15 protein-coding genes and 1 pseudogene are annotated in these 13,591 nt (G+C 60.6%); 11 read left to right on the top strand and 5 right to left on the bottom strand.

Annotation, left to right across the window (positions count from 1 at the left end):
* The first annotated feature begins 100 nt into the window (after nt 1-100).
* Complete coding sequence (locus tag NPS58_RS10255) at nt 101-1,216, top strand: succinylglutamate desuccinylase/aspartoacylase family protein (protein WP_274115236.1); 1,116 nt, start codon at nt 101-103, stop codon at nt 1,214-1,216.
* Between the two features lie 16 nt (nt 1,217-1,232).
* Here the strand turns inward: NPS58_RS10255 and NPS58_RS10250 are convergent, their stop codons facing one another.
* On the bottom strand, nt 1,233-1,466 hold the full coding sequence (locus NPS58_RS10250; protein ID WP_274115235.1) for a hypothetical protein: 234 nt from the start codon (nt 1,464-1,466) through the stop codon (nt 1,233-1,235).
* A gap of 101 nt (nt 1,467-1,567) precedes the next feature.
* Nucleotides 1,568-2,134, bottom strand: coding sequence for a dCTP deaminase (gene dcd, locus NPS58_RS10245; protein ID WP_028943496.1), 567 nt, complete (start codon nt 2,132-2,134; stop codon nt 1,568-1,570).
* Nucleotides 2,135-2,484: 350 nt separating this feature from the next.
* Between dcd and NPS58_RS10240 the strand changes: the two genes are divergently transcribed.
* A complete protein-coding gene (locus tag NPS58_RS10240) occupies nt 2,485-2,694 on the top strand; it encodes a cold-shock protein (protein WP_028943495.1) in 210 nt (69 codons plus the stop codon).
* A 131-nt stretch (nt 2,695-2,825) separates the two neighbouring features.
* On the opposite strand, the gene apbC is transcribed toward NPS58_RS10240, so the two are convergent.
* A complete protein-coding gene (apbC, locus tag NPS58_RS10235) occupies nt 2,826-3,920 on the bottom strand; it encodes an iron-sulfur cluster carrier protein ApbC (protein WP_274115234.1) in 1,095 nt (364 codons plus the stop codon).
* 156 nt (nt 3,921-4,076) lie between these two features.
* On the opposite strand from apbC, the gene metG reads away from it, so the two are divergent.
* The 8 genes and pseudogenes from metG (at nt 4,077) to NPS58_RS10195 (ending at nt 10,666) form a co-directional block, all read left to right on the top strand.
* Nucleotides 4,077-6,116 carry a methionine--tRNA ligase gene (metG, locus tag NPS58_RS10230; RefSeq protein WP_274115233.1) on the top strand — a complete coding sequence of 680 codons (2,040 nt, stop codon included), beginning with the start codon at nt 4,077-4,079 and terminating at the stop codon, nt 6,114-6,116.
* Between the two features lie 90 nt (nt 6,117-6,206).
* Nucleotides 6,207-6,785, top strand: coding sequence for an Rnf-Nqr domain containing protein (locus NPS58_RS10225; protein ID WP_274115232.1), 579 nt, complete (start codon nt 6,207-6,209; stop codon nt 6,783-6,785).
* Nucleotides 6,782-7,612, top strand: a pseudogene (rsxB, locus tag NPS58_RS10220) (electron transport complex subunit RsxB); the annotation flags it as partial. The gene NPS58_RS10225 and the pseudogene rsxB, both read left to right, overlap by 4 nt.
* Nucleotides 7,613-7,622: 10 nt before the next feature.
* Nucleotides 7,623-8,609, top strand: a complete 987-nt coding sequence (locus NPS58_RS10215; protein WP_274115231.1) for an RnfABCDGE type electron transport complex subunit D — start codon at nt 7,623-7,625, stop codon at nt 8,607-8,609.
* Between the two features lie 2 nt (nt 8,610-8,611).
* Complete coding sequence (locus tag NPS58_RS10210; protein ID WP_274115395.1) at nt 8,612-9,217, top strand: RnfABCDGE type electron transport complex subunit G; 606 nt, start codon at nt 8,612-8,614, stop codon at nt 9,215-9,217.
* The gene (locus NPS58_RS10205; protein WP_274115230.1) at nt 9,214-9,738 is read left to right on the top strand and encodes an Rnf-Nqr domain containing protein; all 525 of its coding nucleotides are present in this window, start codon (nt 9,214-9,216) and stop codon (nt 9,736-9,738) included. Before NPS58_RS10210 ends, NPS58_RS10205 begins: the two co-directional genes overlap by 4 nt.
* Before the next feature lie 4 nt (nt 9,739-9,742).
* Nucleotides 9,743-10,381, top strand: coding sequence for an endonuclease III (gene nth, locus NPS58_RS10200; protein ID WP_274115229.1), 639 nt, complete (start codon nt 9,743-9,745; stop codon nt 10,379-10,381).
* Nucleotides 10,382-10,486: 105 nt separating this feature from the next.
* The gene (locus NPS58_RS10195) at nt 10,487-10,666 is read left to right on the top strand and encodes a PA3496 family putative envelope integrity protein (protein ID WP_274115228.1); all 180 of its coding nucleotides are present in this window, start codon (nt 10,487-10,489) and stop codon (nt 10,664-10,666) included.
* A gap of 101 nt (nt 10,667-10,767) precedes the next feature.
* On the opposite strand, the gene NPS58_RS10190 is transcribed toward NPS58_RS10195, so the two are convergent.
* Nucleotides 10,768-11,394: a response regulator transcription factor gene (locus NPS58_RS10190; RefSeq protein WP_028943485.1), complete on the bottom strand. Its 627-nt coding sequence runs from the start codon at nt 11,392-11,394 to the stop codon at nt 10,768-10,770.
* Between the two features lie 434 nt (nt 11,395-11,828).
* Here NPS58_RS10190 and NPS58_RS29470 point away from each other — a divergent pair, with 434 nt between their 5' ends.
* Entirely contained in the window at nt 11,829-12,296 is a 468-nt protein-coding gene (locus NPS58_RS29470; RefSeq protein ID WP_337994257.1) for a hypothetical protein, read from the top strand.
* 44 nt (nt 12,297-12,340) lie between these two features.
* Here the strand turns inward: NPS58_RS29470 and NPS58_RS10180 are convergent, their stop codons facing one another.
* On the bottom strand, nt 12,341-13,558 hold the full coding sequence (locus tag NPS58_RS10180; protein WP_274115227.1) for an argininosuccinate synthase: 1,218 nt from the start codon (nt 13,556-13,558) through the stop codon (nt 12,341-12,343).
* Nucleotides 13,559-13,591: the final 33 nt, after the last annotated feature.

Genomic DNA, 13,591 nt, shown 5'->3' with positions numbered 1-13,591 from the left:
CCTCTTCGCGGGGCAAGCCCGCTCCTGCGAGCAGAGGACTGCGCGCCTGGAAACTTTATGCTTATATCAAACTTTCCAGGACCGACTCACTAGGACCGATATGCATCACTCGACCCACGACATTCTGGCACCGGTTCCAGGTATCGCCCGCCAGATCCACAGCTTCCACTTCGGCCCTCGGGGGGCCGGCAAAATCTACATCCAGGCTTCGCTGCATGCCGACGAGCTACCCGGCATGCTGGTGGCCTGGCACCTCAAGCAACGCCTGGCCGAGCTTGAAGCCCGAGGCCTGCTGCGCCGCGAAATCGTGCTGGTGCCGATTGCCAATCCGGTTGGCCTGGAGCAGGTGTTGATGGACGTGCCGCTCGGTCGATTCGAGCTGCAAAGTGGCGAGAACTTCAACCGTAATTTCGTCGACCTGAGCGACCCGATCGGCGATCAGATCGAAGCCCACCTGAACCAGGACCCTGCGCACAACGTTGCCTTGATCCGCGAATACCTGCGTCGCGCCCTCGACGCCCATCCGACCCACACGCCCCTGCAGTCCCAGCGGCTGACACTGCAACGGCTGGCCTGCGATGCCGAGATGGTGCTCGATCTGCACTGTGACTTCGACGCCGTTGCCCACCTGTACACCACGCCTGAGGCCTGGCCCCAGGTCGAACCCCTGGCACGCTACCTCGGCACCCAGGCCAGCCTGCTGGCCACCGACTCAGGCGGACAGTCGTTCGACGAGTGTTTCACCCTGGTGTGGTGGCAGTTGCAACAGCGATTCGGCAAACAGTTTCCAATCCCCCAGGGCAGTTTCTCGGTCACCGTCGAGTTGCGCGGCCAGGGCGATGTGAACCACCCGCTGGCGAAACAGGATTGCGGGGCGATTCTCGATTACCTGACGCACTACGGCGCCATCGAAGGTGAGGCGGCCCAGATGCCAGCACTGCTCTACCCGGAAACCCCGCTGGCAGGCGTCGAACCGGTTGCAACACCTTTGGGCGGGCTGCTGGTGTTTCATGTCGCACCTGGCCAGTACCTGGAGGCGGGCCAGTTGATTGCCGAGGTGATCGACCCGCTCAGTGACCGCGTGACACCGGTTCGCAATGCCCAGCCTGGCCTGCTGTACGCACGCTCACTGCGCCGCATGGCCACTGCCGGCATGGTCATCGCCCATGTGGCCGGCCGGCAGGCGTATCGCAGCGGCTATCTGTTATCGCCTTGAGTCCCCTGGGGGCATTTCAGGCCACAGGCGCCGGAGGCGGCTCGTCGGGCAGGGTCGGCTCGCCCGGCTCCATAGGCGGGACTTCACCGGGCTGCGGCGTGTCGGGAGTGTCTGGGTCAGGTTGACCGGGCACACCACCGGCGTGGGCGATGTACGGATGCGGATGAGCCATCAACGACCAGGCCAGCACGCCGACATGGTTGGGCTGCAACACTGCCAGCTTGGCGCTGATGGTGGGATCGAGTTTCATGGGGCAGCTCCTGGTGTGAAGTGTGCCAGGCCTGTTGCCTGGCGAAACAGTTCACTGCGTTAGAGTCTGCCTGTGGCGAGGAATTCCCTCGCCTTGTCGGCTCAGGTGCGTGGCAGGGTGACGCCGCGCTGGCCCTGGTACTTGCCGCCACGATCCTTATAGGACACTTCGCACTCTTCATCGGATTCGAGGAAGAGCATCTGCGCCACGCCCTCGTTGGCGTAGATTTTCGCCGGCAAGGTGGTGGTGTTGGAGAACTCCAGGGTCACATGGCCTTCCCACTCCGGTTCCAGCGGGGTGACGTTGACGATGATGCCGCAGCGCGCGTAGGTGCTTTTGCCCAGGCAGATGGTCAGAACATTGCGTGGAATGCGGAAGTACTCGACGGTACGGGCCAGTGCGAAAGAGTTGGGGGGAATGATGCAGACGTCGCTCTTGACGTCGACAAAGCTGCCGGCGTCGAAGTTTTTCGGATCGACGGTGGCCGAGTTGATGTTGGTGAACACCTTGAACTCGTCGGCGCAGCGCACATCGTAGCCGTAGCTGGAGACACCGAAGGAGATCAGCCGGTTGTCGCTCTCGCCGCGCACCTGGCGCTCGACGAACGGCTCGATCATGCCGTGTTCCTGCGCCATGCGGCGAATCCACTTGTCCGATTTGATGCTCATGGCGGGTGTCCTGAAGTAACGAGGTGAAGAAATTCTGTGGCGCATCTTACCGGGCCGCGCGCCGGGTTCAAAGTTTCATCCACCGCAAGGCAGCGAATCCCCGCCCGGCGGGGCTTGCAACCACGCCGTCGACACCGTCAGTCATGATTTGCGCGAAAGCTGAACAAGACCATTGGCACGTTCTGGAAAAAGGGTTAAGGTGACGCCACTGTGCTGCACGTGTCACTGAGAATATCTACCTGATGCAAGATCTCGATCAACCCATCTTCATGAATTTTCTGCCTCTTTGCACTCAGTCTCGGCCAGGGCGTTTCCTGAGCCGTAGTTAACTTTGTCCAAGGAGACAGACCATGTCCAATCGCCAAACCGGTACCGTTAAGTGGTTCAACGATGAAAAAGGCTTCGGCTTCATCACCCCACAATCCGGTGACGACCTGTTCGTACACTTCAAAGCCATCAAGGCTGACGGCTTCAAGAGCCTGAAAGAAGGCCAGCAGGTTTCTTTCATCGCTACCCGCGGTCAGAAAGGCATGCAGGCTGAAGAAGTAGAAGTTATCTAACTTCCGCTTTACAGCTTGAAGAAGCCCCGCCCTTAACAGGTGGGGCTTTTTTTATGCCTGTAGGGTCGGTTTTCTTCGCGGGACAAGCCCGCTCCTGCGATAGGAGCGGGATTGCCCCGCGATGACTCGCCTCAATCTTCGCTGATGGTGATGCTCGGCATTGCAGGCGCAGCCGCCTCTTGCAGCACTATTCGCGCCCCCACCTGGCGCGCCAGCTCCTGGTAGACCATGGCGATCTGGCTTTCCGGCTCGGCAATGGCCGTCGGCTTGCCACTGTCGGCCTGCTCGCGAATCAGCATCGACAGCGGCAACGAGGCCAGCAGTTCGACACCATATTGCGCCGCAAGCTTCTCGCCTCCGCCCTCGCCGAACAGATGCTCGGCATGGCCACAGTTCGAGCAGATGTGCACGGCCATGTTCTCGACCACGCCCAGCACCGGGATGTTGACCTTACGGAACATCTCGACCCCTTTCTTGGCGTCGAGCAGGGCCAGGTCCTGCGGCGTGGTGACGATCACCGAGCCTGCCACCGGCACTTTCTGCGCCAGGGTCAGCTGGATGTCACCGGTACCCGGCGGCATGTCGATCACCAGGTAGTCGAGGTTGTCCCAGGCGGTCTGGGTCACCAGTTGCAGCAATGCCCCGGACACCATCGGGCCACGCCAGACCATCGGCGTGTTGTCATCGGTCAGGAACGCCATCGACATCACCTCGACGCCGTGGGCCTTGAGCGGCACAAACCACTTCTGGTCACGGATCTGGGGGCGCGTACGCTCGGGAATACCGAACATCACACCCTGGCTCGGGCCATAGATGTCGGCATCCAGGATACCCACCCGGGCACCTTCACGAGCCAGCGCCAGCGCCAGGTTGGCCGCGGTAGTGGATTTGCCCACCCCACCCTTGCCCGAGGCCACGGCAATGATGTTCTTGACGTTGGCCAGGCCCGGAATCTGGGCCTGGGCCTTGTGTTCGGCAATCACGCAGTTGATCTCGACCTTCGCTGCGGCGACACCGTCGATACCCTCGACAGCCGTTTGCAGGACCTGCGCCCAGCCATTCTTGAACAGGCCGGCGGCATATCCGAGCTGCAACTGGACACTGACCCGGTCGCCCTGGATATCGATGGCCTGCACACACCCGGCGCTGACCGGGTCCTGGTTCAAGTAAGGGTCGGTGTACTGGCGAAGAACGGCTTCGACGGCTGCGCGAGTGACGGCACTCATGGAGACTCCCGTGATAAAGACTGAGCAAAACAGGCGACTATGCTAACCCGCGAACCCTTCATAGATACGCACATGGGGTGAAATAAATTTCCCGGCGTTTTATAGTGGCCGATCACCGTTTCATCTCAAGTAGCCGAAAAAAGTAGCCGAGCCCCCATGTCCGAGCCCCGTCAGATTCTCGTCACCAGCGCCCTGCCCTATGCCAATGGTTCGATCCACCTTGGCCATATGCTCGAGTACATCCAGACAGACATGTGGGTGCGCTTCCAGAAGCATCGCGGCAACCAGTGCGTGTACGTCTGTGCAGACGACGCCCATGGGTCGGCCATCATGCTGCGCGCCGAGAAGGAAGGCATCACCCCCGAGCAACTGATTGCCGCCGTCCAGGCCGAGCACAGTGGGGACTTCGCCGACTTCCTGGTGGATTTCGACAACTTCCACTCGACCCACGCCGAAGAAAACCGCGAGCTGTCGAGCCAGATCTACCTCAAGCTGCGTGATGCCGGGCACATTGCCACCCGCTCGATCACCCAGTACTTCGACCCGGACAAGAAAATGTTCCTGGCCGACCGTTTCATCAAAGGTACCTGCCCCAAGTGTGCCGCCGACGACCAGTACGGCGACAACTGCGAAAAGTGCGGGGCCACCTACGCACCCACCGAGCTGAAGAACCCGAAGTCGGCGATTTCCGGCGCCACCCCGGTGCTCAAGGACTCCCAGCACTTCTTCTTCAAGCTGCCTGACTTCCAGGCCATGCTCCAGCAGTGGACCCGCAGCGGCACCCTGCAGGACGCCGTGGCCAACAAGATCGCCGAGTGGCTGGATGCCGGCCTGCAGGAATGGGACATTTCCCGTGACGCGCCGTACTTCGGCTTCGAAATCCCTGACGAGCCGGGCAAGTACTTCTATGTATGGCTGGATGCGCCGATCGGCTACATGGCCAGCTTCAAGAATCTGTGTGCCCGCCGCCCGGAGCTGGACTTCGACGCGTTCTGGAACAAGGACTCCAAGGCCGAGCTGTACCACTTCATCGGCAAGGACATCGTCAACTTCCACGCCCTGTTCTGGCCTGCCATGCTCGAAGGCGCCGGCTACCGCAAGCCGACCGGCATCAACGTGCACGGCTACCTGACCGTCAACGGCTCGAAGATGTCCAAGTCGCGCGGCACCTTCATCAAGGCCCGCACCTACCTGGATCACCTGTCGCCGGAATACCTGCGCTACTACTACGCGGCCAAGCTCGGTCGCGGCGTCGACGACCTCGACCTGAACCTGGAAGACTTCGTCCAGAAGGTCAACTCCGACCTGGTCGGCAAGGTGGTCAATATCGCCAGCCGCTGCGCCGGCTTCATCCACAAGGGCAACGATGGCGTGATGGTCGACGGCGATGCCGCGCCTGAACTGACCGAAGCCTTCCTCGCCGCCGCGCCAAGCATTGCCGAGGCCTACGAAGGTCGCGACTTTGCCCGTGCCATGCGCGAGATCATGGCCCTGGCCGACCGTGCCAACGCCTGGATCGCCGACAAGGCACCGTGGTCGCTGGCCAAGCAGGAAGGCAAGCAGGACGAAGTGCAAGCCATTTGCGCCCAAGGCATCAACCTGTTCCGCCAACTGGTGATTTTCCTCAAGCCTGTGCTGCCACTGCTGGCCGCCGATGCCGAGGCGTTCCTCAATGTTGCGCCTCTGACCTGGGCCGATCACCAGAGCCGCCTGACCAACCACAAGCTGAACCCGTTCAAAGCCCTGATGAACCGCATCGACCCGGTCAAGGTCGAGGCCATGGTTGCAGCGTCCAAAGAGGACCTGGCTGCCAGCCAGACCAGCGTAGCGACCGGCAACGGCGAGCTGGCCAAGGATCCTCTGTCGGCCGAGATCGACTTCGACACCTTTGCCGCCGTCGACATGCGCGTGGCCCTGATTCTCAAGGCCGAAGCGGTGGAAGGGGCCGACAAGCTGCTGCGCCTGACCCTGGACATCGGTGACGAGCAGCGCAACGTGTTCTCCGGCATCAAGTCGGCCTACCCGGACCCGGCCAAGCTCGAAGGCCGTCTGACCATGATGATCGCCAACCTCAAGCCTCGCAAAATGCGCTTCGGCATCTCCGAAGGCATGGTAATGGCGGCAGGCCCTGGCGGCGAAGAGATCTATCTGCTCAGCCCTGACAACGGTGCCAAGCCAGGCCAGCGCATCAAGTAAACCCCGCGCCCCGGACGATTACGTCCGGGGCGTTCTCATCCTCGCGTCATTGCCGGATAATGGCGAACAGCCCTGGCATTCGGCATCTCCATGAGCGAACTCATCCTGGCCCTGATCAGCGCCGCGCTGGTCAACAACCTGGTCTTGCACCAGGCGCTGGCCATCGACCCGCTGCTACAACTCCCGGTCGACTGCGAACGACGCCGGGTGCACGCCCTGGGCCTGGCTACCCTGGCATTGCTGGTTCTCACCACCAGCCTTGGGCAGTTGCTCTACCGCTTTGCCCTGCAACCCTTGCAACTGGACTACCTGCGACTGTTCGTATTCCTGCCCCTGTGCGTGCTGTTGATCGAGCCGCTGCTCGGCTGGCTGTCACGCGCGTTGCCGGCCCTGCCCTTCGACGGTTTGATGCCGTTGCTGCTGGGCAATGTGGCGCTGCTAGGCTTGACCTTGCACGTCACCCAAAGTGGCTATTACATGCTGCAGACGCTGGCCTGGGGCGTGGGTGGCGGGCTGGGGTTCTGGTTGGCGCTCTGTCTGTTCGACGACCTGCGCCAGCGTAGCGATCATGACGCGATACCCCTGGCCTTTCGTGGCCTGCCCATCGAGCTGATCGGAGCAGGTGCAATGGCCTTGGCGTTTCTCGGTTTCAACGGATTATTCACATGAGTCTGATTCAACGCATCGACGCCCTGCTGCCGCAAACCCAATGCGGCAAGTGCGGCCACCCTGGCTGCAAGCCCTATGCAGAAGGGCTGGCCAAGGGCGAAGCGATCAACAAGTGCCCACCAGGCGGCAGCGAAACCATCGCCGCCCTGGCCAGCCTGCTGCAGGTGCCAGTCATTGCCCTGGACCCAGAGCGAGGCACCGCCCCGGCGCAGGTTGCCTACATCCGCGAAGCAGAATGCATTGGCTGCACCAAGTGCATCCAGGCCTGCCCCGTGGATGCCATCGTCGGCGCGGCCAAACTGATGCACACGGTGATCAGCGCCGAATGCACGGGCTGTGACCTGTGCGTGGCGCCCTGCCCGGTAGACTGCATCGACTTGCTCCCGCTGACCGCTACCAGCAACATCGTGCCGATTGTCGGCGGGCTGGCCCACGACCCCGACACCCTGGCCTCGCGTACCCGAAAACGCAATCACGCCCGGCGCCGCTTCGAGCTGCGCAATAGCCGCCTGGAACGCGAAGAGGCGCGCAAGCAGGCCGAACGCGCAGCCCGCAGCCAGCGCACGGCGACGCCAGATGCTGCCAGTGCCGGCGCGGCGACCGATGACCCGATCAAGGCCGCCATCGAACGGGTCAAGGCGCAGAAGGCCGCCGCTGCCGATGCGGCGCTGAAGCAAGCCAAGATCGCTGCCGCCATGAGCCGCGCTCAACTGAGCAAGGCCCGCACGGCCTTCGGCGCCACGCCAAACGATGCCCAGCAGGCCCAGCTGGCAGAATTGGAGCAAGCAGCCGAACAGGCCCAGGCACGCCTTCACTCCCTCCAACCGGTCACCGACCATGCCAGCCACTGATCCCAGCGAACGCCTGCGCAGCACCATGTCACTGGTGCTGCTGGCGTGCTTGCCGGGTGTGCTGACACTGCTTTGGCAACATGGCTGGGGGATGCTGTTCAACCTGGCGTTGTGCGCAGGCTCGGCGCTGGCCAGCGAGGCGATCTCACTCAAGCTGCAACAACGCCCGATCCTGCCGTCGCTCAATGACGGCAGCGCACTGGTCAGCGCTTGCCTGCTGGCCGCGGCATTGCCGGCGTATGCGCCCTGGTGGGTACCGGTCGTCGCCTGTACAAGCGCCATCATGCTGGGCAAGCAGCTTTACGGAGGTGTCGGCAGGAACCCGTTCAACCCGGCGATGCTCGGTTACGCCGTGGTGCTGCTGACATTCCCCCAGGCCTTGACCCAATGGCCCGGCACGCAACCGCTGGACCTGACTTCAAGCCTGCACGCTGTATTTGGCTGGGGCGGTGCCGAGCAGCCTGATGCATGGGCACAGGCCACCGTTCTCGATGCCCTGCGCAACAACCGCAGCCTGACTGTGGACGAACTGTTCGCAGGCCACCCAGGCTTTGGTCATTTCGGTGGCAAGGGCAGCGAATGGGTCAACCTGGCGTTCCTGCTCGGCGGCCTGCTGTTACTGCAACGCAAGGTGTTCAGCTGGCATGCGCCGGTAGGGCTGCTGGCGAGCCTGTTTGTCATGAGCCTGCTGTTCTGGAACGGCTCAGGCTCTGATTCCAATGGCTCGCCGCTGCTGCATTTGCTCAGTGGCTCGACCATGCTGGCAGCATTTTTCATCGCCACCGAGCCGGTCTCCGGCCCCAAGTCAGCACAAGCCCGATTGATTTTCGCAATAGGGGTTGGCGCACTGATCTACCTGATCCGGACCTGGGGTAGCTACCCCGATGGCACCGCCTTCGCCGTGCTGTTGATGAACCTCTGCGTACCGGCACTCGAACGTTGGGCCGAACATCGGCAAGCGGTGCCCTCATGAGCATGTCGGCAGCTCGCCGGTGGATCCTGCTGGGGCTCGTCGCTACAGTGAGCGTCGGCAGTGCGGTGATCTGGCATCGCTTGAGCGCCGACGCCATCGAGCAGGCGCAACAACAGCTCAAGGCGCAAACCTGGCTGAGTGTGCTGCCGCACAATGCCTACGACAATCAGCCCTTGCAGTCCCCCCTGACGCTGGACACCGCTGTCCTGGCCCACAGTCGATTGTTGTCAGGCTACCGTGCCACGCTGGCGAGTCGGACTAGTGCAGTGGTGCTGCACAGCCTGGTGCAAGGCTACGGTGGTCCGATTGAACTGCTGGTCGCCATTGATACCCAGGGGCGCCTGATCGGTACCAAGGCGCTGCGCCAGCAAGAGACACCTGGACTCGGTGCTGCCCTGGTCGCGCCAGGCAACCACTGGCTGCAAGGCTTTGTCGGCAACAGCCGGCAGACCACGCCCGACGCGGCCTGGGCGCTCAAGCGCGACGACGGTCAATTCGATCAACTGGCGGGGGCCACCATCACCTCTCGCGCCGTCATTCATGCCGTGCACGACGCCTTGCGCTACTTCGACGAGCATCGCCAGGTGTTGTTGGGTGATCAGCAATGAACAGGCAATGGTTTGCCGCCGTAAGCCTGGCACCACTGCTGGGTGCCACTCAGACGCTATCCAACGCTTGCGCCATTGCCGGGTTGAGTGTGTTGTTGATCGGCCTGCATCACCTGGCGATGACCCCACTGCAGCGTTGGCTCGATGCCCGCGGCAAGCTGCTTGCCAGCGTGCTGCTGTCGGCGGGGTTGACCACCTGCCTGGAACTGGCACTTCGCACCTGGGCGCTGCCGCTGTATCTGGCACTCGGTCCTTATCCAGCGCTGATCGCCGTACAATGCCTGATGTTCGAACAAGCCCGGGGCGACAGCCAGAACCCGAGGGCATCGGCCACCATCCTGTTGGGCTTTGCCGTGCTGGCCGTTGCCTTGGGTGCTGGCCGCGAATTGCTGGCGCAGTGGGCCGACATACGCCTGGCCGCCTTGCTGCCGGGCGCGCTGATATTAATGGGCCTGCTGCTGGCCCTGTACAACCGGGTTTGCCATGGGCGAGCCCCCTCACGTCGTCAAGGAACCCTTTGACCCCATGAATGCTGCCAAACGCCTGGAAATCTTTCGCAGGCTGCACGAAGACAACCCCGACCCGAAGACAGAACTGGCCTACACCTCGCCATTCGAGTTGCTGATCGCGGTCATCCTGTCAGCCCAGGCTACGGACGTCAGTGTGAACAAGGCGACAGCCAAGCTGTATCCGGTCGCCAACACCCCCGAAGCCATCTACGCGCTGGGTGTCGAAGGACTGTCGGCGTACATCAAGACCATCGGCCTTTTCAACAGCAAGGCCCGCAACGTCATCGAAACCTGTCGCCTATTGATTGAAAAACACGCAAGCCAGGTACCGGAAACCCGAGAAGCCCTCGAGGCGTTGCCCGGTGTAGGTCGCAAGACTGCCAATGTGGTACTCAACACAGCGTTCCGGCAGGTGGCAATGGCCGTGGACACGCATATTTTCCGAGTCAGCAATCGCACCGGCATTGCGCCCGGCAAGACTGTGCTTGAAGTCGAGAAGGCTTTGATGAAGTTCGTACCCAAGGCCTACCTGCTCGATGCACATCACTGGCTGATCCTCCATGGACGCTATGTGTGCCAGGCGCGTAAACCGCGTTGCGGTAGCTGTCGGATCGAAGACCTGTGCGAATACAAGCACAAAACCTCCGACGATTGAGAAGATAGTGAAATACCTACTCGGTCGATTGAAAAAATCTTTTTTACCAGCTCAAAGATTCTCGCTATAAGGTGCGCCAATGGCCCTCTTGGCTTGGAGTGACTTATGAGCACCGATAAAGAAGACCTGGATGTAGATGATGAGTTCGCGCCGGCAGAAGCCGATGACGTGGAACCTGTTGTTGAAACGGCAAAGACCAACCTCAGCAAACGTCGCACCATCGACAACCTGCTGGAAGAACGTCGCTTGCAAAAGCAACTCGCCGAGTTCGACTTCGACCTCTGACACCGCGCCTCGGTCGGGGTGATTTACCCGGACACTCGACTGTTCGGTACCGCCTCAAACACAAAAGCCTCCGTAAAGGAGGCTTTGTCGTTCCCGGGGTATCAGACCAGGCCGTTGCGTTGCGCCAGTTCGATCAGATCAACCAGTGACCGCGCATTGAGTTTGAGCAGCAGGCGGGTTTTGTAGGTACTGACCGTCTTGTTGCTCAAAAACATGCCATCGGCGATTTCCTTGTTGGTTTTGCCGCGGGCCAGTTGCTGCAACACCATCATCTCTCGTCCTGACAGTCGCTCGACCATATCGGCTTCGGTCGCCCCGCCCAGGTTGGAGCGCACCGAATGCAACGCCTGGTTCGGGAAATAGCTGTAGCCGGACAGCACCGCCTTGATTGCGCTGAGCAACTCCGTGAGGTCCTGCTGCTTGCAGACATAGCCGGCGGCACCGGCCTGCATGCACCGCATCGAGAAATGTCCGGGGGCTTGCGAGGTGAGCACCAGCACCTTGACACCCGGACAGGTGGAATTGAGCCGGGCAATGACTTCGAGACCATCGAGCTTGGGAATGCCGATATCCAGAATGACGATATCCGGGCCATGCTCGCGCGCAAGTTGCAGCGCATCTACACCATTGTCTGTCTCCGCGATGACTTCATAGCCATGTCGCTCCATCAGCATGCGCACAGCCAGGCGAATGACAGGATGATCATCCACGATCAGCACTTTATTCATGGGCAAATCCAATTGATTGCTGTTCGATATTTGTCCCCGCACAATAGCCTAGTTACAGGACAAACTGTATTACGCCAATAACGGATAAACGCATACAAAGACACAACCTACAAATACAGCAGATAATTCCTACAGATATAACGACCACACATGGACGCCAAGATTTTAGCCATCTACGCAACTAGAGAAAATCTCCCTTGACCCCATAGAAGGTAGCAGCACTATATATATTCGACCCAATCAATAACGCACCCGCCGATGAAGGAAAAATCCACTTCACACGCTTGATAAATAACCGCCGCAAACAAGTATTAATTTGCAGGTACGCTTTAATCCACAATCATTTCCCCTGACAGAAACGCAACCCCCTACCCGCCGCGCAATGCCCGTAGTACATAACCTGGAACTTGACTCAGTCGAAGGGAGAAAAGGGCATGACTGGAAGCGAGCCGAGAAGCCCATTGACCATCATTGCGATCTTCGCGGGCATTATTGAAGCGTCTGCACTGGCCTCATTGCCCTTCCTGGGTGAGGACAGCCAGGGAATCTATACGTGGTTCCTGGTAGGTTTTCCTTTCTTCCTCACTGTGCTGTTCTTTCTTACCCTTAATTTCAACTACAAATCGCTATATTCGCCAGATCGGCTCGAGACACCCGCCTCCCTCCAGGCACTGGCTGGCCAGGAAGACGCTCTGCCCGACACGTCACAGCCCGTCGGAGAAAATACCGGCACAGCCACTACCGTCACCATCAGCGTCAAGGGAGCTGGCGCCCAGCAAAGGCTCGACGCCTTCATTGCCCAGGCATTGCACCAGCCCTGCGCCCCCTACGACACCTGGGTCATCTGCAACCTGGAAGCCGGCACGCAAACCACCCTGGTGACCCAGCTGATCAACCCATAAAAAAACCCCGGACCAGGCCGGGGTTCTTTTGTTCAAGGCGTCGTTCAGATCAGCGAACGACCCTTGTTTGCGGCAATACGCATGCGCAAGGCGTTGAGCTTGATGAAGCCGGCAGCATCTGCCTGGTTGTACGCGCCGCCATCTTCTTCGAAGGTGGCAATGTTGGCGTCGAACAGGGAATCATCAGACTTGCGGCCGGTAACGATCACGTTGCCTTTGTACAGCTTCAGGCGAACCACGCCGTTCACGTTGACCTGCGAGGCGTCGATCATCTGCTGCAGCATCAGACGCTCCGGGCTCCACCAGTAGCCGGTGTAGATCAGGCTTGCGTACTTGACCATCAGCTCATCCTTGAGGTGAGCGACTTCGCGGTCCAAGGTGATCGACTCGATCGCCCGGTGGGCGCGCAGCATGATAGTACCGCCCGGGGTCTCGTAGCAGCCACGGGACTTCATGCCGACATAACGGTTTTCGACGATGTCCAACCGACCAATGCCGTTTTCGCCGCCGATGCGGTTCAAGGTAGCCAGGACAGTAGCCGGCGACATTTCAACGCCGTCCAGCGCCACGATGTCACCGTTGCGGTAGGTCAGTTCCAGGTAGGTTGGCACGTCCGGCGCGGTTTCTGGCGACTTGGTCCAGCGCCACATGTCTTCTTCGTGCTCGGTCCAGGTATCCTCCAGCACGCCGCCCTCATAAGAGATGTGCAGCAGGTTGGCGTCCATCGAGTACGGCGACTTCTTCTTGCCGTGGCGTTCGATCGGGATGCCATGCTTCTCGGCGTAGTCCATGAGTTTTTCGCGGGACAGCAGGTCCCACTCGCGCCATGGAGCAATGACCTTGACGCCTGGCTTGAGTGCATAGGCACCCAGTTCGAAACGGACCTGGTCGTTACCCTTGCCGGTAGCACCATGGGAAATGGCGTCGGCACCGGTTTCGTTGGCGATTTCGATCAAGCGCTTGGCGATCAGCGGACGGGCGATGGAAGTACCCAGCAGGTACTCGCCTTCATAGACGGTGTTGGCGCGGAACATCGGGAACACGAAGTCTCGGACGAATTCTTCGCGCAGGTCATCGATGTAGATTTCCTTCACGCCCATGGCCTGAGCCTTGGCGCGGGCCGGTTCGACCTCTTCGCCCTGACCCAGGTCAGCGGTGAAAGTCACCACTTCACAGTTGTAGGTATCCTGCAGCCACTTGAGAATCACCGAAGTATCAAGGCCGCCGGAATACGCCAGTACGACCTTTTTTACGTCCGCCATGCCATCACTCCACGGGGTTGTACGGAAAGCCGT

It is taken from the genome of Pseudomonas putida, from assembly GCF_028682455.1.
GTDB lineage: Bacteria > Pseudomonadota > Gammaproteobacteria > Pseudomonadales > Pseudomonadaceae > Aquipseudomonas > Aquipseudomonas putida_AA.
Note: the sequence above shows the minus strand (reverse complement) of the source record. Positions and strands in the feature narration are given on the sequence as shown.

Bases quoted from the DNA above. Each gene is read 5' to 3' on its own strand.
- NPS58_RS10255 (WP_274115236.1), top strand. From the start codon at position 101: ATGCATCACTCGACCCACGACATTCTGGCACCGGTTCCAGGTATCGCC.
- NPS58_RS10250 (WP_274115235.1), bottom strand. From the start codon at position 1,466: ATGAAACTCGATCCCACCATCAGCGCCAAGCTGGCAGTGTTGCAGCCC.
- dcd (WP_028943496.1), bottom strand. From the start codon at position 2,134: ATGAGCATCAAATCGGACAAGTGGATTCGCCGCATGGCGCAGGAACAC.
- NPS58_RS10240 (WP_028943495.1), top strand. From the start codon at position 2,485: ATGTCCAATCGCCAAACCGGTACCGTTAAGTGGTTCAACGATGAAAAA.
- apbC (WP_274115234.1), bottom strand. From the start codon at position 3,920: ATGAGTGCCGTCACTCGCGCAGCCGTCGAAGCCGTTCTTCGCCAGTAC.
- metG (WP_274115233.1), top strand. From the start codon at position 4,077: ATGTCCGAGCCCCGTCAGATTCTCGTCACCAGCGCCCTGCCCTATGCC.
- NPS58_RS10225 (WP_274115232.1), top strand. From the start codon at position 6,207: ATGAGCGAACTCATCCTGGCCCTGATCAGCGCCGCGCTGGTCAACAAC.
- NPS58_RS10215 (WP_274115231.1), top strand. From the start codon at position 7,623: ATGCCAGCCACTGATCCCAGCGAACGCCTGCGCAGCACCATGTCACTG.
- NPS58_RS10210 (WP_274115395.1), top strand. From the start codon at position 8,612: ATGTCGGCAGCTCGCCGGTGGATCCTGCTGGGGCTCGTCGCTACAGTG.
- NPS58_RS10205 (WP_274115230.1), top strand. From the start codon at position 9,214: ATGAACAGGCAATGGTTTGCCGCCGTAAGCCTGGCACCACTGCTGGGT.
- nth (WP_274115229.1), top strand. From the start codon at position 9,743: ATGAATGCTGCCAAACGCCTGGAAATCTTTCGCAGGCTGCACGAAGAC.
- NPS58_RS10195 (WP_274115228.1), top strand. From the start codon at position 10,487: ATGAGCACCGATAAAGAAGACCTGGATGTAGATGATGAGTTCGCGCCG.
- NPS58_RS10190 (WP_028943485.1), bottom strand. From the start codon at position 11,394: ATGAATAAAGTGCTGATCGTGGATGATCATCCTGTCATTCGCCTGGCT.
- NPS58_RS29470 (WP_337994257.1), top strand. From the start codon at position 11,829: ATGACTGGAAGCGAGCCGAGAAGCCCATTGACCATCATTGCGATCTTC.
- NPS58_RS10180 (WP_274115227.1), bottom strand. From the start codon at position 13,558: ATGGCGGACGTAAAAAAGGTCGTACTGGCGTATTCCGGCGGCCTTGAT.